This window comes from Flagellimonas oceanensis (assembly GCF_003992595.1).
Lineage (GTDB): Bacteria > Bacteroidota > Bacteroidia > Flavobacteriales > Flavobacteriaceae > Flagellimonas > Flagellimonas oceanensis.
Genome location: NZ_RZNA01000024.1, coordinates 25,780 through 47,989 on the forward strand (window position 1 = coordinate 25,780; position 22,210 = coordinate 47,989).

The 22,210-nt window shown below is 42.8% G+C and carries 16 protein-coding genes; 9 read left to right on the forward strand and 7 right to left on the reverse strand.

Annotated elements, in window-relative coordinates; genetic code table 11:
* Window position 1 precedes the first annotated feature (1 nt).
* The 3 genes from EO132_RS07085 to EO132_RS07095 are packed head-to-tail and all read left to right on the forward strand — an operon-like array spanning window position 2 to window position 3,105.
* Window positions 2-1,333: a vanadium-dependent haloperoxidase gene (locus EO132_RS07085; RefSeq protein ID WP_164732293.1), complete on the forward strand. Its 1,332-nt coding sequence runs from the start codon at window positions 2-4 to the stop codon at window positions 1,331-1,333.
* A gap of 22 nt (window positions 1,334-1,355) precedes the next feature.
* Window positions 1,356-2,255 carry a GyrI-like domain-containing protein gene (locus EO132_RS07090; protein WP_127137217.1) on the forward strand — a complete coding sequence of 300 codons (900 nt, stop codon included), beginning with the start codon at window positions 1,356-1,358 and terminating at the stop codon, window positions 2,253-2,255.
* Window positions 2,248-3,105 (forward strand): NHL repeat-containing protein, encoded by an 858-nt coding sequence (locus tag EO132_RS07095; protein ID WP_127137218.1) that lies wholly within the window; start codon window positions 2,248-2,250, stop codon window positions 3,103-3,105. Before EO132_RS07090 ends, EO132_RS07095 begins: the two co-directional genes overlap by 8 nt.
* On the opposite strand, the gene EO132_RS07100 is transcribed toward EO132_RS07095, so the two are convergent.
* Window positions 3,102-6,815 (reverse strand): metallophosphoesterase, encoded by a 3,714-nt coding sequence (locus tag EO132_RS07100; RefSeq protein WP_164732294.1) that lies wholly within the window; start codon window positions 6,813-6,815, stop codon window positions 3,102-3,104. The two genes, EO132_RS07095 and EO132_RS07100, sit on opposite strands and share 4 nt — an antisense overlap.
* Window positions 6,816-6,868: 53 nt before the next feature.
* On the opposite strand from EO132_RS07100, the gene EO132_RS07105 reads away from it, so the two are divergent.
* Window positions 6,869-8,062 (forward strand): Pycsar system effector family protein, encoded by a 1,194-nt coding sequence (locus EO132_RS07105; RefSeq protein ID WP_127137220.1) that lies wholly within the window; start codon window positions 6,869-6,871, stop codon window positions 8,060-8,062.
* Window positions 8,063-8,064: 2 nt separating this feature from the next.
* Here the strand turns inward: EO132_RS07105 and EO132_RS07110 are convergent, their stop codons facing one another.
* Window positions 8,065-10,440, reverse strand: a complete 2,376-nt coding sequence (locus EO132_RS07110; protein WP_127137221.1) for a GAF domain-containing protein — start codon at window positions 10,438-10,440, stop codon at window positions 8,065-8,067.
* Window positions 10,441-10,557: 117 nt separating this feature from the next.
* Between EO132_RS07110 and EO132_RS07115 the strand changes: the two genes are divergently transcribed.
* Complete coding sequence (locus EO132_RS07115) at window positions 10,558-11,454, forward strand: metallophosphoesterase (protein ID WP_127137222.1); 897 nt, start codon at window positions 10,558-10,560, stop codon at window positions 11,452-11,454.
* Here the strand turns inward: EO132_RS07115 and EO132_RS07120 are convergent.
* A complete protein-coding gene (locus EO132_RS07120; protein ID WP_127137223.1) occupies window positions 11,451-12,710 on the reverse strand; it encodes an aminotransferase class V-fold PLP-dependent enzyme in 1,260 nt (419 codons plus the stop codon). The two genes, EO132_RS07115 and EO132_RS07120, sit on opposite strands and share 4 nt — an antisense overlap.
* Before the next feature lie 76 nt (window positions 12,711-12,786).
* On the opposite strand from EO132_RS07120, the gene EO132_RS07125 reads away from it, so the two are divergent.
* Together EO132_RS07125 and EO132_RS07130 are read left to right on the forward strand one after the other, a co-directional pair.
* Window positions 12,787-13,950, forward strand: coding sequence for a helix-turn-helix domain-containing protein (locus EO132_RS07125; RefSeq protein ID WP_127137224.1), 1,164 nt, complete (start codon window positions 12,787-12,789; stop codon window positions 13,948-13,950).
* A 90-nt stretch (window positions 13,951-14,040) separates the two neighbouring features.
* Window positions 14,041-15,177: an acyltransferase family protein gene (locus EO132_RS07130; protein WP_205780329.1), complete on the forward strand. Its 1,137-nt coding sequence runs from the start codon at window positions 14,041-14,043 to the stop codon at window positions 15,175-15,177.
* 19 nt (window positions 15,178-15,196) lie between these two features.
* On the opposite strand, the gene EO132_RS07135 is transcribed toward EO132_RS07130, so the two are convergent.
* Window positions 15,197-15,853 (reverse strand): outer membrane beta-barrel protein, encoded by a 657-nt coding sequence (locus EO132_RS07135; RefSeq protein WP_164732295.1) that lies wholly within the window; start codon window positions 15,851-15,853, stop codon window positions 15,197-15,199.
* Window positions 15,854-16,032: 179 nt separating this feature from the next.
* On the opposite strand from EO132_RS07135, the gene EO132_RS07140 reads away from it, so the two are divergent.
* Entirely contained in the window at window positions 16,033-16,695 is a 663-nt protein-coding gene (locus tag EO132_RS07140) for a hypothetical protein (protein WP_127137226.1), read from the forward strand.
* Between the two features lie 7 nt (window positions 16,696-16,702).
* On the opposite strand, the gene EO132_RS07145 is transcribed toward EO132_RS07140, so the two are convergent.
* Window positions 16,703-18,880: an acylase gene (locus EO132_RS07145; protein WP_127137227.1), complete on the reverse strand. Its 2,178-nt coding sequence runs from the start codon at window positions 18,878-18,880 to the stop codon at window positions 16,703-16,705.
* A gap of 52 nt (window positions 18,881-18,932) precedes the next feature.
* Window positions 18,933-19,970 (reverse strand): TPM domain-containing protein, encoded by a 1,038-nt coding sequence (locus EO132_RS07150; RefSeq protein WP_127137228.1) that lies wholly within the window; start codon window positions 19,968-19,970, stop codon window positions 18,933-18,935.
* Between the two features lie 120 nt (window positions 19,971-20,090).
* Between EO132_RS07150 and EO132_RS07155 the strand changes: the two genes are divergently transcribed.
* Window positions 20,091-21,827 (forward strand): ABC transporter ATP-binding protein, encoded by a 1,737-nt coding sequence (locus EO132_RS07155; protein WP_127137229.1) that lies wholly within the window; start codon window positions 20,091-20,093, stop codon window positions 21,825-21,827.
* Here the strand turns inward: EO132_RS07155 and EO132_RS07160 are convergent.
* Window positions 21,824-22,156 (reverse strand): 2Fe-2S iron-sulfur cluster-binding family protein, encoded by a 333-nt coding sequence (locus tag EO132_RS07160; protein WP_127137230.1) that lies wholly within the window; start codon window positions 22,154-22,156, stop codon window positions 21,824-21,826. The two genes, EO132_RS07155 and EO132_RS07160, sit on opposite strands and share 4 nt — an antisense overlap.
* Window positions 22,157-22,210: the final 54 nt, after the last annotated feature.

The following is a 22,210-nucleotide window of genomic DNA, read 5'->3' on the forward strand; positions in this document are numbered from 1 at the left end:
CATGAAAAAAAGAATAAGTTTAATCGCAGCTCTAATGTTGGTTTTGGCATCATGTCAGAAAAAACAGGAACCCGTAGAAGTCTCCCCAGAGGAATTCCATGCATCTGTTGACAAGGTGGTGGAAATCATGATTCACGATATATTCTCGCCACCAGTGGCCAGTAGAATTTTTGCATACGGTAACATTGCGGCCTACGAAGTTATAGCCAAGAAAAACGATGAATACAAGTCCTTGGCAGGCCAGGTAACTGGTTTAAAAAACATTCCAGACCCTAAAAACAGTGAGAACATCAACTATGAAATGGCTGCTTTGATCGCTCACATGGACATTAGCAAAAGGCTTATCTTCTCCGAAGAAAGGATGGAAAGCTTCCGCGACAGTCTATACACCATCTGGAAGGATAAAAATGAAACCGTTTTTAATGCCAGCAAGGAATACGGAACGGAAGTGGCCAACTTTGTAGGGGATTGGATGAACAAGGATAACTATAAGGAAACGCGGACCATGCCCAAATTCTCTGTGGACTCCGAAGATCCCTCACGTTGGCAGCCCACTCCCCCGGCCTATATGAACGGTATAGAGCCTCACTGGGAAAAAATACGTCCGTTTGCCATTGACTCCGCACAACAGTTCAAACCCATTCCACCACCAGAATTTTCCTTGGAGAAGGATTCCAAATTTTTCCAAGAAGTGATGGAGGTCTACGAGGTTAGAAAGAGTATGATCGGCAAAGGCGATAAGTCCGACGAAATAGCGATTGCCCAATTTTGGGACTGTAACCCTTATGTTTCCGTAACCCGTGGACATTTGATGTTCGCCACCAAGAAAATTACACCTGGGGCACACTGGATCGGTATTACCAAAATAGCCGCCAGAAAAACGGATGCCGATTTTGCAAAAACAGTGTATGCCTATACCAAAACATCCATTGCGATTGCCGACGCCTTTATAAGCTGCTGGGACGAAAAATACAGGAGTAATCTTATACGTCCAGAAACGGTCATCAACGAGTATATCGACGACAGTTGGGAGCCAGTGCTTCAAACGCCTCCATTCCCGGAATACACAAGCGGACACAGCGTAGTATCGGGTGCAGCAGCGATAGCACTCACGGATATCTTTGGCGACAACTTTGCTTTTGATGATGATACCGAAGTAGCCTACGGTCTGCCCGTACGTTCCTTCAACTCGTTCAATGAAGCCTCCGATGAAGCCGCCCTTAGCCGTATGTATGGAGGAATCCACTATCGTGCGGCCATTGAAGTCGGGATTAAACAAGGTAGGGATCTTGGGAAATTTATAGTGGACAAATTGGATATGACAAAAGGCTAATCCGTATTTTTGCTCCTTAATTATGAGGAAGATTATTTCAATAATCCTTGCCATTTTGGTGGGGGCAGTTTTATGGTATTTATTTTTAAAGCCCCAGGATTATCAAGTCAATTTTAAGGCAAAAGCAATTCCTGGAACCATTTTTGAAACAGTAAAGGCCTGGAATCATGGCTTTGATTCCGTAGTTCCCGTGGATTACATAAGTCCGAGCCATTTCAAACAAACCATTTTGGCAAACGACTCCGTTTATGTGTATGAATGGAAAATCGATCAAGTCCACGACTCCCTGAGTGAAGTTGAAGTAAACATCAAGGATGTTGACAATTCAATCAACAATAGATTAGCTGTACCTTTTTCAGATACCAACTTTGAGAAAGGTTCCCGAAAACGCCTTTTGGATTTCAATGCCTTTCTGAAGGAGCATTTGGAGGGATTCAACTATTCTATTGAAGGAGAAGCCGAAATATTCTCTTCGTTCTGTGCTTGCGTTCAGCTAAAAACCACTCCGGAGAACAAAGCGAAGGGCATGATGGCCAACTATAACTTTCTGGATGGCATTCTTGCCGATAACGAGGTTCAATTGAACGGACCTCCTTTCGTGGAGGTATTGGATTGGGATTTGGAGAACAATAGCCTTTCCTATAATTTTTGCAACCCCATTGTACGTTCCGAAAAACTTCCAAACCACCCCGACATTGAGTACAAGCGCATTTTCAGTAAAAATGCCATAAAGGCTGTTTACCACGGAAATTATATTGCATCCGACCGTGCTTGGTATGCGATAATCGATTATGCCAAGAAGAACGACATCCCCATTGAGAAAAAACCTATCGAAGTGTTCTTTAACAATCCACATGTGGGTGGGAATGAACTGGAATGGACCACAGAGATATTCATGCCCATAAAAGAACCCAATGAATAAAATTGCCCTTATTTTTCTATTGGTCATAGCTCAAGCTTGTGCCCAGAATACCTATATGGGCAACTTGGAGAAGTTGGGCAAATTTCCCTCCAAACTTAAAGAAGTATCGGGATTGGAAGTTACCCCGAATGGGAACATTTGGGTAATTGAGGATAGCGGCAATAAGGATAAAATTTATCGGGTCGATAAAGACGGGGATATCAAGGAATCATTAAAAATTGACCATGCCAAAAACAGGGACTGGGAAGATTTGACCGTAGATACCGAAGGTAACCTGTACATTGGCGATTTTGGCAACAACAAAAATGCGCGTGAGGATTTGGTCATTTACAAAATACCGGAAGATGAAATGGGCAAAAAAGAACCCAATGCCGATAAAATCGAATTCTTTTATCCGCAACAAAAAGATTTCCCTCCCAAAAAAGACAGTCTCTACTTTGATACCGAGGGTTTTTTCCACTTGGATGATCACCTCTACATCTTCACAAAAAACCGCACCAGACCTTACTCAGGGAAAACCTTGATATATCGGGTTCCTGACAAGGAAGGGGAATACGAAGCGGAGTTCTTGGGCTCTTTGTTCCTCTGCGGAGACCAAGACCATTGTTCGGTAACCAGCGCCGATATTTCCCCTGATGGCAAAACCATTGCCTTATTGAGTTACGGCTTTGCTTTTTTACTGACGGATTTCAGCACCCCCGACTTTACCAAATCGTCCATTAAGATCATTGATTTGCAGACGGACACACAGATTGAATCGATTTGCTTTTATGATAACAACACACTTCTCATCGCAGATGAAGAGAACAATCATGGAGGCCGAAAACTCTACGAGTTGAAATTGGATTAAAACCCAAAACCGAGCCCAAAGGCAAAACGCAGCCCATCCACACTGTTGAACAGTCCAAAGTTGGCGGAAAGCACATCAGCCCCGTTCAGGAAGAATCCTCCTCCGTAGGAATTGTGCCATGTATCGGAATCTTCCCCTGGGAACCAAACACGACCATAATCAAATCCACCATAAATTCCAGGGGTAACCGGCATCAATCCTGTTTTCACTCCTCTAAAGCTATACCTCAGGTCTGTATTTTGAAAATAAGCGGTCTTCCCCGTAAATCGTTGAAAACGGAAACCCCTCAACCCATTATCGCCTCCAATACTGGCCGCTTGATAAAATTCATAACCGTTGCCAATGACGAAATGTCCTTTGAATTTGGTGGCAAGCACCAATCTACCATCTGCCGAAAGTTTGTGATCCACAGAAAAAGACGGTATTACGTAACCAAATGACCTGGAAGAATCATCCAGATTGGTCTTGAAACCACCTGCTAGACCAAATGCCATTCCCAAAGTGGGAAAGGCTTCGTTATCCGTATTGGAATAACTGTATTCTGCATGGGCTCCGAAAAAACTCAAATGGTTTTCCTCACCGTTCTCCAGATAAAATTCGTTGATGAACCTATTCTCGGTTTCCTCAATCTCAATGTTCTCATAGGCGACTCCCAATCGGACCTTAGATCCAAAAAAGCCTCGCCACACCAATGAAGGGGCAAATTTCAATGTGCGTATACGCACTCGGTTATAATCCAATTCCAAGGGCTCTTCATCATCATTGTTGACCGTTTCGTTACCAAAACCAAAAAAGTTTTGGGTAAAATTAGGACTCGTGAACCTCGCATGCAGTTCCAAATTCACCTTATTGAAAACATGGGCAAACTCCCCACGGTAGCCCAAATCAAACCCGTCCGTAGCAAAGTAATAGGCAGCACTTACCGTATGCTGCTGTGTGAATGGATTTTTTCTGAAGCCGTTGAAGGTGTAAGTGTTCGTCAACCCGACACGAACACCATCATCCGGATTGAACCCAATGGTGGGCAATGTTTGATTATTACTGCCCTTTATGTTTAAAAACTCATAGGTATTGGTATCGTAATCATTTACCAATTTGATTTTTCCTCCATAGGCCTCGTCCAATGTATTTTTCTTAGCTTTAAAGTCGTACACCAACAATTTCTTGGAATCTTCCGATATTTTATAAATATCGTTGTTCTGTCCGCCAGCGATTCGCACTTTTATTTTTGATGATGCCGTATTGGCTTCAAAAACATCATCATCATCCAGACCATAAATCCAAATCTCTTTGGTGTAGTCGGGACTAAAAACCTTGTTGAAAAATAAATCCGTGTACTCCCCTCCTTTTATCCGATACGCCCTTACCTCAACATCGCCATTGGGAAGTGAAACTATATTGAAATAATCATCCTTGTCGGTTCCGGTAATCACACTGTATTTGTTCAATACGGCATAATAATCACGTGCCGTTTCAACCAAATTTTCCTTCCGGGCCAAAAGTATGTCCTTGATTTCGGTCAAGGTTTCGTCTCTTACCTCTTCCGGAAACGCCAAAAATGCCTCGTCAATGATGTCCCCATCCAAATTTTGTTTGATGAACTTAGCTTGATCGACCCACATCTGCATATCGGTTTCCGATAACAGCGCCATATCCAAGGCAAAGGTCCGTGGGGAGGATGTTAGTCCTTTTACGCTTCTGATTTCCTTATGAAAGCCTTCAAAAATACGGAGTGCCGGAACCGCTCGTGAACCAAAATTCATGATGAGACCATCGCCCCAGCGTGAAAACACCTGATCTCTGTCCCGCGCAATGGGCTTGTAGACCTTGTTCCCGTTCTCCATTTCAAATTCGGCCCAACGCCATTGATCCACATGCCTATCCCAATCCCCGATCAAAATATCGAACAAACGGGCCTTTACGTATTCTTTTTGATCAATGCTGTATTCTTCATCTTCACGGAGCTTGTCCATGAGGTCGTACGTACTTTCAATTTTTTTGGTGTATCCAAAGCTTTCCAGGTTATCGTGATCGTCCGAAACATGTTCCTCGATCATATACAATCCATCGCCAAACTCTTTGTTGTAATCACCCAAAACGGATTGCTTGGGAACATAGTACAGTTTAGGATTGGTGTGGTACATCCCGAGGGCATCAGAAAGTCTGTCGATGGTAAATGGTGCATATGGATGGGCTCCCGTGTATAGGTCCAACAACAATTTTTCGGGATAGGTGTCCTCGAACTTTCCTATGATGTATTGTTCCTGAAAAGCAATGGCCTGGAGGTATCTTTCGGCACTTTTCCGCAAGCCTCTCATTACATATTCCCTGCCATCCTTATCGGCCAATCGCAACGAGTTGGATTGATTCCCACCTCCTTTTCGAACAACGGTCAATCCCCCCAAAAGTGTATCCAGCCGAACAGTTGGTGCTTTTACCTTGGTTCCATAATATTTTCTATAGCGTTCGCCCCACAACAGTTTGTGGAAGCCACTTTTATCGATTTCCTCTGGCTCATAAACCGATGCCATTTTGTATGGAGGAAAATCATCGGGGAGTGTGATTTTTTTGGTAGATCTGTCTGGTGGTAGCACTTCGGTTTGATATAATAGTGCTGTTTCGTTGGCGTCCGCTCCAAAAAACTCCACTTTTGAAGACCCGTCAACATATACCTTTAGAATGGCATATCCATTTCTCCCCGTGGAAAATTTACTCCCGTTCAATAGTCGTGTCCAACCTGTTTTAGCCCCTGAACCACTTACAATTTGCGGCTTTCCCGACTCCACGATGTACTGCAGCGTATGTTCATGGCCTGATGCGAATATTATTTTATCGGAATATTGGGACAGGGTTACCACTCTTTTTTTAAGTTCGTTGTACATCCTATTGGACATATCCTCCGAAGTGGCGCCGGAGGTTTTTCTCATTAGGTTGATGGCCGAACCTAGAAGGGGCAACGGGATTTTTGAGCTGCTGGGATATATGCCCTGTTTAAATGAAAATTGACCTCCATGCGACCCATAGGAAAACATGGGATGATGCATGGCCAAGATCACTGTTTTATCCCTGTTCTTTTTGATGATGCTCTCCAGTTCCTCAAAAAACCGACTCCTGGTCTTGATTTCACATTCATCATTCATGGTAGGGTGCTTGTCCCAATTAACGATGTACCATTCCGTATCGATAGCAACAACGAGTATATTGTCGTTGACTTCAATTTCCTCAATGGGACAGCCATTTTCAGGCTGAAAGGCATCCTTATCATCCAAGACATCCTCCACATATTTTTCTTCCCGTTTTAGACCTTTTAGTCCATCGGTGTACCAATCATGATTGCCAGGAATAAAAAGCTTTTGCCCTTTGTAGTGCTCCAACGTGCTCAATTGGGCATCCAAATGATTTTTAGCTTCCAAATAAGCAATGGTCGAATCTTTTTTATCGGGCAGGCCAGCGGGATAAATATTATCTCCCAAAAAAATCGCGGTGCTATTCGTATTCGCTTGGTCCAGAACTTTTTTAAAGGCTTTCAATGTAGGATTTAAATCGCCCATGGGGGATTTCCCGGCATCACCGATCAAGTAAAATGTATGTTCAACCTCTTTTTCCTGTGGGTTCTCATTTGCGGAAAAGGGCTCCGCATATTTGGTCTCATAAGTTGCACAACCCATGGCCAAAACCAACAAGAAAAGTAGAAAGTAATGTTTCTTCATATACACGAGGTTGATTCCAAAATTTTGTAATTTGGATGTCTTAATTTGGAACTATGTCGGAAATTGTTGAAAAAACTAAACACTTTGTTTCTGAGCTATTAACGGAAGAACTAGATTCAAGGTTCTTGTACCACAACTTGCGACATACCCAAAGAGTAGTCAAAAGTACTAAAGAATTGCTCAATTATTACAACCTGGAGGAAGTTGAGAACGAAAGGTTATTGTTGGCGGCTTGGTTACATGATGTTGGACATACAAAAGGATGGGAGGACCATGAAGAGAACAGCTGTGCAATAGCCAGGGAATTTTTGGGCAATAACGACTACGATCCCAAAGGGATTGAGCAAGTATGCTCCTTGATCATGGTCACCAAAATGTGCAACGAGCCTTCCAATTTAATGGAGGGAATCATCCGGGATGCCGACATATCCCATTTTGCCAAAAAAAGCTATTGGGAGACCACCGATTTCCTGAAAGAGGAGCTCAAAGCCCTTGGTGTAGCAGATTATTCGGCCAAGGAGTGGCGTGATAAGAACATTAAAATGTTCCGCACAAAACATCACTTTTACACGGATTACGCCAAAGAAAATTGGGAAGAGGGCAAACAACAGAACTTAAAAAAGCTCCTTAAGGAGAAAAAGGCAGAGAAAAAGATTGCCAAAAAAGAGGCTTTAAAAGCAAAATATAAAAGTGAGAGCCCGGACAGAAGTGTCCAAACCTTGTATCGTGTTACTTTGAGAAATCACCTTAAACTGAGTGACATTGCTGATACCAAGGCGAATATATTGCTATCTGTCAACGCCATCATCATTTCGCTGGTACTGGCCAATTTACTTACCAAACTGGATAACCCTACCAACTCCTACATGATCTATCCTACGATGATTTTGATTTTGTTCAGTGTGGCTTCCATGGTCCTGTCCGTTTTGGCCACTAGGCCCAACATTACCAGTGGAAAGTTTACCAGGGAAGATGTCGAAAAAAGGAGAGTGAATCTCTTGTTCTTCGGTAATTTCCACCAAATGGGCTTGGAAGAATATCAATCGGCAGTGGAAGAATTGGTAAAGGACAAGGATTACGTCTATTCCTCACTCACCAAAGACCTATATTACTTGGGTGTTGTTCTAAACAGAAAATACAAGATACTACGCATTACCTACAACATTTTCATGTTGGGAATTATAGTTTCGGTAATCGCTTTTGGAATTGCCTTCCGCTTCTTTGGTCCTGATCGTTTGGTGTTCTGATTTTAGGCACTAAGCTCTTCCATCAAATCATCATAGGTGTAGGTACGTTCCGATTTTTTGTCCTTTTGATAAAGAATCTCAGCCCTGATGGCCTTGAGTCCCGATACTCCTTGAACGCCTTCCAGCTCCACAATTTCGATATTGTTGGTAAAATATCCTTTTGCTTTTAGGAAGCTGATGTAGCGTAAGTACTCTTTTTCATCCTTGCGTTGGGAGTACACAATGGCCAATTTACCCTTTTGGGTAAGTCGCTCGTTGGTCCCCTTGATGAATGATTTATCGATACGTTTTTTTATGACTTCGTATCTGGCATTGTAGGTGCCGTCGACATCAAAACGCTTTTCGTCCATTCTAAACCTGATGGCCAAAGACGTGCTGTACACCAAAACCAATGATGCCACATCCAATTTTACGGGCAAATGGGGTTTAAGGCTATAGTACTTGTTCTCCATTTCGCACATGACCTGAAGTTGCCACAATCTCAAGTTACTCAAAAACAGCTCACTGAACTCACGTTCCTTAGTGATAGACCTTCCAATGTACATGTTATGCTCTACCCCATCGGTTTTGTAGCGTTCGAAATAATGTGGGAACATTTCCTGTGCTTCCTCCTGCCTTTTGTCCAGAAGAGCGGCAAGCTTCATGTTGGCCTCCATCACGCTATTGTCGTAATTCCTGCGATGATCATAATAGCTTTCAGTGGACTTATCTATCTTCTGATTGTATTTTTCGAGCAATCCGGCAATTTGTTCATCCTCTTTTTGAAGGTGATTGAAAACGGGGTCCACTTCTACTTTTACAAAATCAAAAACCGCTTGTTCGGTATGTGTGAACAGTGCCTCTTTTACCTCACTCAAATAATTGTTCACCCGGAACATCAACTCCTCATAAATGGGCAGCTTGTATTTTTTAAAAGCAATCTCCAAGATATCATTGATTTCAGAAAGCTGAATCATTAAATCCCTTTGGATGGCCAGGTTTCGTTCTTTTGCAGAATCCTTGATATCGATTTGACCGTACAAGGGGAACACATCCTTGAAAACAACTTCTTTGAAAACGGGTTCGTTCCCGGCCAACTCGTCCTTCATAAAACGTTTGGCCTCTTCCTGGAACTTCCAATACACGGATGGATGTACGGAAGTGCACTCATGCTGGATTACGGCATCAATCAAGTTTTCCTCTTCCTCAATGGTTCGCATCACTGCAGCGATAATGTATGGCATTACATCATCCAACTTGTTCGCATTGACACTGTTGAGCTCGTTTATCTTACCAGACACCAATTCAAGAACCCCCAATAGGTTTCCGTTTACAGCAATAGGAGCTAAAATAGCACTCTTGATGCCTTGCTCCATCAAGCTTTTGTAGGGTTGGGTCTCCCCATTGGAACCTTCAAAATATTTTTCCACATTGGAGATGGCGAAGTACTTGTTCTCCTTGAACAATTTTCCATGGGTGTGGTTGCAGAACATGGAGTCACATTCCTCCATATCCTTGCCATTGAGTATATAACTTTCCATTCCCTTCCCATATACCCTAAAGAAGTGGTTGGCATCGGAGTCGTATTCTGAGAAACCCACTTTGATATCGTTCAGGTTAAAGAACGACCTGAAGGTGTCCTCAAAACTTTCCATAAAGGTATCTTTACCCCTTTGGGAACGACCGATCAAGGTCGATTTTATTTCCGACACGGAATGCTCTGAAGTAACATCGAACATGTTTGAGATAACAAAACCTTTCGCAATAAAGCTGTTCGGTGGAATCTTCTCCTTCCAGATATCCAAGTTGTAGAAATTGTCCAGCAACTCATCCACATCGTCTTGGGTCAGTTCCTTCGCCTTATCGGTAGGGATAATCTCCATAAAATCCGCATTGTACAAAATACGGTACCTGCGCATTACCCCATTGGTATCCGGAATATCATAGAAGAAAGGACGTTTAAAGTCCAATTTGTAGCCGTAATAAAACTGAAGGATAACGGCACAACGCATGATGTAACCAAACTCTCGTGGAATATTGGTAATCGCCAAATCAAAATCCTCTCCTGCATCTTTTAGAATCTGACGAAAACGCTCCGAAGAGTTGAACACCAGATTCTCAAAAGGAGTCGATGCCGTTTTAATCTCGTTTTTGGTCAAAATCGGGGAAAAGGAATCCTCCAAAATTACTCGAATCACATCCTTGTGCTTTTCCAACAGGGACAAGTCGGTAAAACCTTCCCTCAACACAGGGTACGGGGCCTGCGCATCCAATACATATTTTGCCCTTTCGGCAATGTGTGGATTGGAACTTTCCAATTGTTCATCGTAATGTTCCAACAATTTGTTGAAACTTACCAACTGAACCAGAGGGCTTTCCGAATTGAGGTTATGCTTCATACCCAAGTTAGTCGTGGTTTAGGCGGCAAAGTTACAAAAAGTAAAAATGCATTCCGTTTAATGGATATCTTTATGGACGAATCACCTTTTTTAAGGATATTTAGCAAAAACTTTTTCATGTCCTCTTCGACCCGATTAGACAGAGCCTACAAAAACGCCATGAAGATTCCGTTTGATGAGGATTCCAAATTCATTTTTTTCAGTGACTGCCATCGCGGGGACAATAGTTTTGCGGATGACTTTGCCAATAATCGGAATATCTACTTCCATGCACTTAACCATTATTATCGGGAGGGCTACACCTATATTGAACTTGGCGACGGGGACGAACTTTGGGAAAACATCAGTTTTGATTCCATTTTTGAAGCCCATAAAAATGTGTACCAACTTTTGCGAAGGTTCCATTTGGAAAAGCGGCTGCACATGCTCTGGGGAAATCACGATATGGTGTACCGCGACCCCGATTATGTGGACGAACACCTCTCCCATTATTTTGAACCCATCGATGGTTCGGACAAGGAGCTTTTTGAGGGCATTACCTATCACGAAGCACTGATTTTAAAGCATACGGAAACGGGGCAAGAACTTTTTTGCACCCATGGCCACCAAGCGGATTGGTGGAACTATGTCTGTTGGCGCATTGGCCGTTTTTTGGTTCGGGTTTTATGGAAACCGTTGCAGGTCGTAGGTATTGCCGACCCTACAAGTCCTGCCAAAAACTACAAAGAGCTCATTCGTATCGAAAAGCGCATCAAACGGTGGATTTTAAAAAAAGAGTTGCTCGTTACCTTAGCTGGGCATACCCATAGACCGCGCTTTCCCGAGCCGGGGCAGATTCCTTTTTTCAACGACGGTAGCTGCGTTCACCCAAGAAGCATCACGGGCATCGAGATTGAAAAAGGTCAAATCTCTCTCATCAAATGGCATATTGATACCAAACCCGACGGCACCCTTCAAATTGTTAGGGTATTGTTGGAAGGTCCGGAAAAACTACAGGATTACATCGACCACTAGGCTCGTTTTGCCATCGTTTTGATGGCTCCCACAAATTGGTCCAATTCCTCCGTAGCGGTAAATACATTAGGTGTTATCCGGCATCCGTGCACGTTTTCAAAATCAATGGCCACTGTCCATACATTGAATTCATCCAACAAGGTTTTGGCCATTTCGCTTGGTTTCATGTTCGTGAGCCCCACATTGGCAATACCGCAGCTTCTATGTGGTTCAATTGGGGTATTAATGACCACATTCTCCACGTTCCGTAACTGGTCACTCCAATACCGCTGCAAATAGCGCATGCGGTTTTCCTTCCGCTCCATGCCAATCATTTCTAGATAATCCACGGAATCAGTTATAGTTAGGTCAGTGTGCACAGGGTGGGTCCCGGTATGGTTCAGCCTGCGTATTTTGGTCTTGTCCTTTTCATGCTCGGCCAATAAGGGCCATATTTTGGGAATATGCTTTTCAGCCACATAAAGCATGCCCGCCCCTAAAGGGGCGCAAAGCCATTTGTGCAAACTGGAACCGTAGTAATCGCAATCCAATTCGGCCAAGTCGACCTTTATATGTCCCACACAATGGGCTCCGTCCACCATAACCTCCACACCATGCGAATGTGCCATGTCACATATTTTTCTAATGGGTAGAATTTGACCCGTAACATTTACCATATGACAGACCATTAACAACTTGGTCTTGGGTGTAATCTGCGATTCGTAGAGCGAAACAATTTCTTCATCCGATTCAGGATGGTTCGGCAAGGACACCTTTTTACAGACAATTCCATAGCGTTCCTCCATTTGATGAAAATGTACTTGCATGGCCCCGTAATCCTGAACGGCGAAAACGGCTTCATCCCCTTTCTCCCATGGATAACCTCCGATAATGGTATCCAAGGACTCCGTGGTGTTCCGGGTAATGACCAATTCCTTTTCCGAACAGTTGACCAATGCTGCCACACGTGCAGCAGCCTTTTTTTTATTGTCCCATTGTACGGTTCGCATATAATAAGAACCTTCATAATTCACATGTGCCACGTGTTCCATGTATTTATTCAGAATGGGTGTGGGAATAATGTTGTAGTACCCACTTTCCAGATTGATGTAATCGGGTTTCAACCTATAATCTTCCCGTATTCGTTCCCAAAATGCCTCGCTGTCCCCATCCGGGTATGGTGCTACGGTTTTTGAAGAATTTTCAAGGGTAAATGGTAATAAAGGGGCGGCCATGGCGGCATTGCCCATATAGCGAAGGAACTGTCTCTTTTTCATTTTGGTCGGGTTGATTAAAAAAAGATTGGTAATTTTCGATTTTAGTTGACTCCAAGATACAATTTACGCCCATACCATGGATGATGTAAAGGTTATATTTGATCAAATCCCTATTCGCCACGACCTTGCGTCACATATTATGCTTTTGGGTATAGTACAAGGGTTTTTCCTCGCCTTTGTGATTTTTTTGAGAGCGAAACGAAAATCGGCCATCAACCTGTTCGGATGGTCACTTTTAGTGCAATGTTTGGTGTTTTTGGATGTGTACCTGTGCTACACCGGGCTCATGAAGTATATAATCCAATTCAACGATTCCACCGAATTTTTAGTGCTATTGATTACACCCACGCTGTATTTTTTCCTGTATACCCTATTGGAACGGAAGCCCATTACCTTTAAAAAGTTTTGGCCCCATTTTTTGCTTCCCCTGTTCTATGTGGTCTCTCAATTCAACTATCACACAAGCCCTGTTGAAGTTAAACTCAATGCCTATTTAAGTGCATACCACCGAAGTCTGGGTTTTGTCGATGTTCCTGAGGGCTTTGATTATTCGTACCACTATATCAAGGACCAATTTAGGTGGCTCGTACTGTTCAGTTTTGCATTTTACCTTGTTTTGTCATTAATGTTGGTCATTAGAACCAGAAAAAAAGGATGGACTTCCTCCAAAAACATTAAAGTGGACAAATACATTTTCTCCAGAAACACGGTTATTTTCTTTTTTGTGCTGATGCTGACCTTATTCATCATTTACCTGAACTATGATGATGATGGTGGGGATCATATTATCGGAATGATACAGACCGTTACCATCTTTTTTACATCATTCTTTATTCTTTCGGAATCACGCTTTTTTGAAAAATCATGGATTGCGGACAAATACGAGACTCTGACCAATAATTCCATTCAGTTTGAAACCCTTGAGCATTTTATCTCCGAATCCCGGTATTATTCCCAGCAAGAAATCAGCCTTAAAAAAGTGGCAGAACAATTGGGCACCAATGGCAATACTGTTTCCAAACTCATCAATTCCGAAACTGGCACCAATTTCAACGACTACATCAACCAAAAACGGATTGCTTTGGCCAAAGAACGATTATTGGATAATGAATTCAAGCAACTTACAGTGGAAGCTATTGGGGAATCCGTAGGGTTTAAATCAAAATCAGCCTTTTACAATGCCTTTAAAAAACATACCGGACAATCCCCATCCGCATTTATGAAGCAAAATAGGATGTAATTTCTCCATAATTGCAATTCAGGACGTTTCCCAAGCCAAAAAATAAGTCTGTTTTACCATCCCTTTCCATCTTTGGAAAAAATTTTTAAGATGAACACCACGATTAGGCGTTACGATTTGGATTGGCTCCGTGTGATTGTATTTGGGCTACTTATTTTTTATCACGTAGGGATGTTTTTTGTGCCCTGGGGCTGGCACCTCAAAAACAATGAGATATACGACTGGCTTCGTTGGCCCATGTTGTTCCTGAACCAATGGCGCTTGCCCATACTTTTTATGATTTCTGGCATGGGAACCTACTACGCTTTGGGAAAAAGAAGCATGGGTAAATTTGTGTGGGAGCGTTTCCTACGTTTGGGGATTCCCTTGGTAGCAGGTATGATTTTGATTGTGCCCCCACAAGTATATTTTGAACGTTTGGCAGAAGGGCAATTTTCAGGTTCGTATTGGGAATATTTTACCACGATTGCATTTGATGGAGTTTATCCCGTAGGCAACCTGAGCTGGCACCACTTATGGTTTTTGCCTTATCTTTTGGTGTTTTCCTGGGTATTGGCCCCATTATTTGTTTATCTGAGAAGGCATCAGACCCTTTTTATCGAATGGATCAAAAGGTTGATTCAAAAAACTTGGGGAATCTATGTATTTGTGATTCCGCTCTACTTTGTGGAATCCTTGGTTGAACCCTTTTTCCCTGTTACCCATGCCTTGGTCGATGATTGGTTCAATTTCATATTCAGTATTATCCTCTTCTTTTATGGTTTCATATTGATAGCCACGGGAGACGTATTTTGGCAAACGGTCGCCAAAGTGAAGCAAAAAGCACTTGCCTTGGGCATCATTGGGTTTTCAGGTCAATTGATTATTTGGTTGTTTTTTGAAGATAGTTATGTCATTCATTTTACTGAAGCTTTGTTGAAAGTAGTCAATCTCTGGTCATGGATATTGGTGCTTTTTGCCTACGCTTCGCAGTATCTGAACAAGCCGAGTAAAGGTTTGGCCTATTCAAACAGGGCGGTTTATCCCTTCTATATTTTGCACCAAACGGTCACCATTGCAATTGCCTATTATTTGATGGATTTGGACTGGGGATTTGTGCCAAAAGCACTTATTTTGGTTGTGGGTACGTTTGGAATCAGTTGGTTGATCTACGACTTGATTATTTTACGCATTCCGATACTGCATCCACTGTTTGGACTTAAAAAGAAAAAGCCCGCTAAAATATAGCGGGCCATTCCATGCTTTTTTAGAAATAGTAGGAGAGTCCAAATAAAATATTGGATGAATCCAAACCTAAATCAAATCCATTTGAGGTAGTTTCGGCTCCATTGCTTTCTATTTTATTCGAAGAATATTGTAATATGCCAAAGGAAGATTCCAAAGCTAATTTATGGGAAACGAAGAAGGTAATCCCTGGTCTAAACGCTACATAAAATTGATCTGATTCCGTGGTGGACCTGTTTGTTTGGTTCGTGATGTTCTCGGACCATGAACCAACATACCCAGCCTCACCTTGAGCATAGAACAACAGATTCTTTCCCAAACCATAGTACTTTCGAACATAAGGTGCAAAAGTAAAGGCCTCTGTTTTGCTTTCTGATTGATTAAAATTTGGCTGTTGCGCCAAATCATTTTCAACTTTTGTTCGGTTATATCCGGTCCTTAAGCCAACCATCAAGTTTTCCGAGAAAGCATAGCCCATTCTAGGAAAAAATCCTACCGAAAATCTATCGGCATCAAGTGAAGATCCGTCGTTTTGTGATTCTGCATTGTAGGTGCTTAAATTGGCTTCGATACCCAAATTCCAGGTTCCTTTGGAAATTGTTCGTTTGTCTTCATCCGAATTTTGGGCTTGAAGGGTTGCAAAGCCCAGCAATAGGGCAAAAAATAATACTCGTTTCATTTTAATTGGATTTAAAAGGTTAAAGCTGAAAATCATCAAGCATTATTCCCCTTTTTCTTAAAGAATATTATTTGTGAAGACTTTAACGAGCCCTTGTTTTTTATCGATTTAACTCCAATTTATAATGTTGATGGCAAGGTATTTGCTAAATTTATAATTGGATTATCAGCCATCTTGCCATGAAAAAGAAGTTTTATATTGTATTGGGATCAGTTCTATTCAGCCTGCCCATGTTCGCTCAGGGTGATATGCCCACAACCCGACCGTTGAAGATTGGCGAGAAAAACAATCTCGATGTAAAGGCAAGCAATCAAGGGACTTTGCTTCGCATGCCTTCCGTGTTAGATGAAAATTTTATTTCCAAAAACGAGAAACCAGGTGTTAAAATGTTACCGGACCGTGAACTTTTACAAGCCGGTCACGATATGATCATTGACCCCAAAGTGAAGGAAAAAAGAGAAAAAGGGGCCAACGAACATTTTGGCGATCAATATTTAGGTGATTTTAAAACCACCGCCAAGTTTGTGGGCATTGTGGCCCGAGACCACGAATATGTGGATGGTGACCGTATCAAGATCTACGTAAACGGAGAAGTAGTAGAATACAATATGCTCTTATCCGGTTCTTATAAAGGTATTAACTTGGATTTGGTCAAAGGCTTTAACCGTGTGGAATTTGAAGCCCTCAACCAAGGCTCTTCGGGTCCGAACACGGCACAAGTGGTCGTAACGGACGATAAAGGCGTGGTTATCCACAACAACCGCTGGAATTTGTCCACAGGTTCCAAAGCCAGCCTCATCATTGTTAAGGAAGAAGATGGTGAACTAAAAAAAAGCAACTAGTTCATAATCAGTACTTCTCTCCCGGCGAATAGGTTACTTCCGCTCGTTTTAGCACATCTTCCTTGTAATAAGCTGCATCTTTGAATTCCATATCGGCGTAGCGTTGCGCTTGATCATTAAAATGTGGCGACTCAGGGTCTCCACTCTGACCCCCAGCCAACATGGTTTTTGCCTTTACTTTATCCCCAAATTCCACAGCAGCTACAAAACTATTACCGCGGGTACCATAAATCTTTTTGGTATTGTTGGAATAACGAGCTCCGTAAGCAGCCAAGGCACCCCATCTTCCACTGGCAAAACCAATCGGAATACTTGGTTTGTCATCATCAAACGCTTGGCGGATATCACCATTCAAACGCTGGTACCGATTCACTTCGCCCCAAGGCATCTTCCAAGTTCCGAAATCACTTTCAAGATTATCCAAGACCTGCTTAAAGAGTTCCACCCTTCGCTCAGAAGACATCCATTTTTCATTGTTATTAAACAGTTCTAATTGAGTGGGGCGAGTTTTCATTTTTCCAGTCAATGCTGATGTCCAAAAAATTGTTCCATAATAATGAGCCAAAGTCATGGCAATGGATTCTTCAGAAGTGGTATAATCCCAATTACGCAAAACGTCGATTGCCTCCTCCAGTTCAGGGTTTGGGTTTTCATCATAAGCCTTTACCAAGCCGGGAATCAACGCCTCAAAAGCCGGCAAATAAGGATCGTGTGCCAATTCAATAAGTTCGTCCAAAGTATATCCGCTTCGGCCTGTCAGCAATTCAATGGCATGGATGCCCCTAAAGTTTTCTTGGTCCACGGACATATAATTGGGGTAATCTTCACGCTTTGGACTAAACTCCAGCGCGGATGTATAAGGTGTGGAATTACAGTTTTGAATCCAACCATTTTCTGGGTTCAGCACCAAAATATTTTCATCCACTGTATGGAGTCCTTGCCAATCGGTTTTGGGATTACTACCGTCCACTGGCTCGGTATAATCAAAGATGGTATCGCGCTTGGGCACAAAATTTCCATGGAAATAGGCAATATTCCCTTCTGCATCGGCATAAACGGTATTATTGGAGGAATTGGTTCGAATATCCATCATCTCTCTGAAACCATCATAACCATCTTGTTTGGTACGAATATAGGATTGCTCCAAAGCTTTTACGGGCTCCCACATCATGGCGGAAGCCGTCCATTGACCACCCACTTGATGGGTAATCGGACCGTGGTGGGTACTATACATTGGGAAGGTTCTCTCCTTCATGCTGTCCCCATCCTTATAAGTTAAGGTCACTGAACTTGAATCCACAGGTTTCAATTCCTCCCCGTACTGATAAAATAGTTTTCCATCATTTTTAACGATGGTCTCCTTGAACTCATCCATCACATCGGTATAGGTTGAAGTGTGCATCCATCCCGTTTTTTCATTAAAGCCTTGGTACACAAAAAACTGTCCCCAAGTAACAGCGCCGTAGGCATTCAATCCTTCTTCGCTAACCACATGCACTTCACCTCTAAAGTAGAATGAGGTATGGGGGTTGATCAATAACATCGCATTTCCAGATTCCGTCAAGTCTCCAGAAATAGCGATTCCATTCGAACCTTGTGGCTCGGCCATCTCTTCCTCTTTTTTGAGCTGAAGCGCTTCCATTTCCGGTAATTCCATACCGCTTTCGTAAAAGCTTTTGATTTTTCGCGTCGATATCCGTTCGATATCCCCTCCAATAGACCCCTCACTGAAATACATGGGCATCCACGGTTCAAAACGGGTAAATAATTTGGGTTCGATCTCAGGGTGGGTATGCAAGTAGTAGTTGATTCCATCGGCAAAGGCATCACAAAGTTCCTTTAGCCACTCGGGACTGTTTTCGTAATTGGCCCTAGCCTCTTCTTCTGTCATAAAAAGCTTGGCCCGAAGGTCACTGTACAAGGCATCTTCCCCTTCCACCTCGGCCAAACGCCCAGTGGCCCAAATATAATTTTGTTCCACACGGTTAAAATCATCCTCGCATTGCGCGTAGAGCAATCCAAATACTGCATCCGCATCCGTCTTTCCATAAATATGAGGCACTCCAAAATCATCTCGAATGATGGTAATATTTTCCGCTTGTGCTTCCCATTGTTCCACCTCCGTTTGAGGCTTTTCGGAACAAGAAATAAATAGAAAAAGTGCTGCAAGGATTGTAACTCTCATATCGGGGATTGGTTTAGTTAGTTTTTGTGAAAATACGGTAAATCGGAAACAATTACCAACTTCCACTGGCACCTCCACCTCCAGAACTTCCTCCCCCTCCAGAAAAGCTACTGGATGAACCTCCACTAGATCCCGAACCGAAGGAATGGGTTCCCGAAGAGGAAAAGGTTTTGCTCATATAATCGTTATCGGATTTAAAAAACGATAGTTTCAGATCTTGGTCGCCTTTGTCCTTCATTTTTTTAACGACAAGTAGTATGGTAAGAACAATAAAAGCCAGAACCACAAAAAGTACCCAGGTAAAATCCTTGACCAATCGGCTCAATTCATCATCAAAACCAAGTAATAATGTTATGAAAAACAATGGCATGCCCACAAAAACCATCCCAAAAACCAAAGGAAACAGCATAAAAACGGCCATAAACACGCCTCTGAACACCGCTAATTTTCCAATGAACATGCCTCGGAGTATTTCAATCAAGGTAGAATACCCTTTGTAAAAAATGAATCCGCCCGCAGCTACGAACATCATCAGGAACAAACCAATGATTCCCAACAGCCACCAAGGCATTTCGTTTTCAGCCTCGATTTCGGCTTTGAATTCATCCAGCGCCTCGGGATTGTTCAAAAATTCAATGATTTGGTTGGTGGCAGCATCCAATCCTCCGAAATAATCTTCCTCCTTGAACCTTGGGATCATCGTATTTCGAATGATGCGCGAAGCAACGGCATCCGTAATGTAGGGCTCTAGCCCGTAGCCCACCTCAATACGGACCTCCCGGTCCAGTTTTGAAAAGAGAATCAGAATACCATTGTCTTTTCCTTCCTGTCCCAACCCATTTTGGTTGAAGACCTCCAGCGCATACTGTTCAATGGTCTCGTTGCCCAGTTCATCAATCGTTAAAATCACCAACTGATTGGTGGTCTCCGATTCAAATTGATATAGTTTGGTGCGAAGTCCTTCAAGTTGCGGTTGTGTGAAAATTTGGGCTTTATCGGTAACGAATTCCGTCAACTTTGGATACTCTTGCTGTGCCATGCACCAAGAGCCTATCAACAACAAAAAACCGAACCATCGTGCTTTTAGCATACCTGTTTTTTATAATTCAAGCAGTTAAATATAGTGTTTGTAATTTTTCCGAGCCCCGAACCACCCAATTCCCCATCCTTATATTTTGCCGTAACTTGCAGACTCTTTCTAAAAATTATTATGCCCGATAAAAAAGTTAGTATTCTTACTGCGTTCAAAACCATTATTTGGCCCAAGCGCAAACTCGTTTTTTTAGGTCTGTTTTTAATTGCCCTTAGCAAGGGGGCCAGTTTTGTAGCTCCGATTGCCTCCAAATATTTGATTGATGACGTTATCGTGAACAAGGACATTGACATGCTTAAGTACCTGGTTGCTGGTGTAATGTTGGCGATTCTCGTGCAAGCCGTCACTTCGTTTTTGCTGACCAAGATTTTGAGCGTACAGGCGCAATACCTTATTTCTGAACTGCGTGCCCAGGTACAAAAAAAAGTACTGGCATTGCCCGTTCGGTTTTTTGACAATGCCAAATCTGGAGCTTTGGTATCCAGAATCATGTCGGATGTTGAAGGCGTCCGAAACCTTATCGGAACAGGTTTGGTGCAATTGGTAGGCGGCATCATTACGGCAGTGGTCTCCCTAATTCTGTTGATGGAAATCAGCGTGTTTATGACGCTTTTCACCTTTATCCCTTTGACCACTTTCGCCATCATTGCTCTGAAAGCCTTTAAAATCATCCGTCCCATTTTCAGGAATCGTGGGAAAATCAATGCCGAGGTAAAAGGTAGATTAACAGAGACCTTGGGTGGCATTCGCGTAATCAAAGGATTTAATGCCGAGCGGCAGGAAGAAGAAGTGTTTGAAGTTGGAGTGGAACGCCTGTATGAAAATGTAAAAAAGAGTTTGACGACCACTGCCTTTATGACAAGTTCCTCCACTTTTCTCTTAGGTGTGGCGACCACCAGTGTTATGGGATTTGGTGGCTATAAAATCATTCACGACAGCCTTACCGTAGGGGAATTTGTGGAGTTTACGGTGCTTTTAGGCCTTATGATTGCCCCGATTGTACAAATGAGCAGTGTGGGAAGTCAGTTGACCGAAGCGCTGGCCGGTTTGGACAGAACAGAGGAATTGATGAACTTGGAAGAGGAGTCCGATGAGGAAAACCGCACCATTGTTTTGGACAAAGTTGTGGGACGCATGTCATTTTCCGATGTCTGTTTTTCCTATGAAGAAGATAAGGAAGTGCTGCATAATATCAGTTTTGATGTGGAACAAGGGCAGGTCGTAGCCTTGGTGGGCAGTTCAGGCTCGGGAAAATCCACTATCGCAGGCCTGGCCGCCAGTTTTTTAAATCCTGATTCGGGCACAGTCACTATCGATGGACAAGACATTTCCAATGTTAATTTAAAAAGCTTCCGTAAACATTTGGGCGTTGTGCTTCAAGATGACTTTTTGTTTGAGGGCACCATCCGGGAAAATATACTTTTTCCAAGACCAGATGCCAGCAAAGAACAATTATTGGAAGCGGTAAAAGCCGCTTATGTGGATGAATTCACGGACCGGTTCGACAAAGGCTTGGATACCTTGATCGGGGAACGTGGCGTAAAACTATCAGGGGGGCAACGTCAACGCATTGCCATTGCGCGAGCTATTTTGGCAGACCCCAAAATCTTGATTTTGGACGAAGCCACTTCAAGTTTGGACACGGAATCCGAAGCGCTGATTCAGAAAAGTTTGGGCGAACTTACCAAAGGTAGAACCACTTTTGTCATTGCGCACCGACTGAGTACCATCCGAAAAGCGGACCAAATTTTAGTGATTGAAAACGGCCACATCCTGGAACAGGGCACACATGAAAAACTGATAGCTTCCGAAGGAAGATACTTCAACCTGTTCACTTATCAGGCAAGAATTTAAGCTTCTTCAGGTGCCAATTCCACTTCCAAACCATCCAAATCCTCAGTAATGTGGATTTGGCAACCCAAACGGCTGTTGTCCTTCACAAAAAAGGCTTCGGCCAACATGGCTTCTTCGTCATCCGACTTTTCAGGAAGTTGGTGGTCGGACTGCACATAACATTGGCAAGAGGCGCACATCGCCATTCCGCCACAAATTCCAATAGTCCCTTCCGGAGCCAGTTCGTAGGAACGTACCACTTCCATCAGGTTCATGTTCATATCCGTTGGGGCATCCACTTCATGCGCTACGCCCTCTCTATCTATAATTTTTAATTTGATATCGCTCATACCTATTCGAAAACTCACCAAGGAGTTCCCTTAACGATTTTATTTTTGATTTAT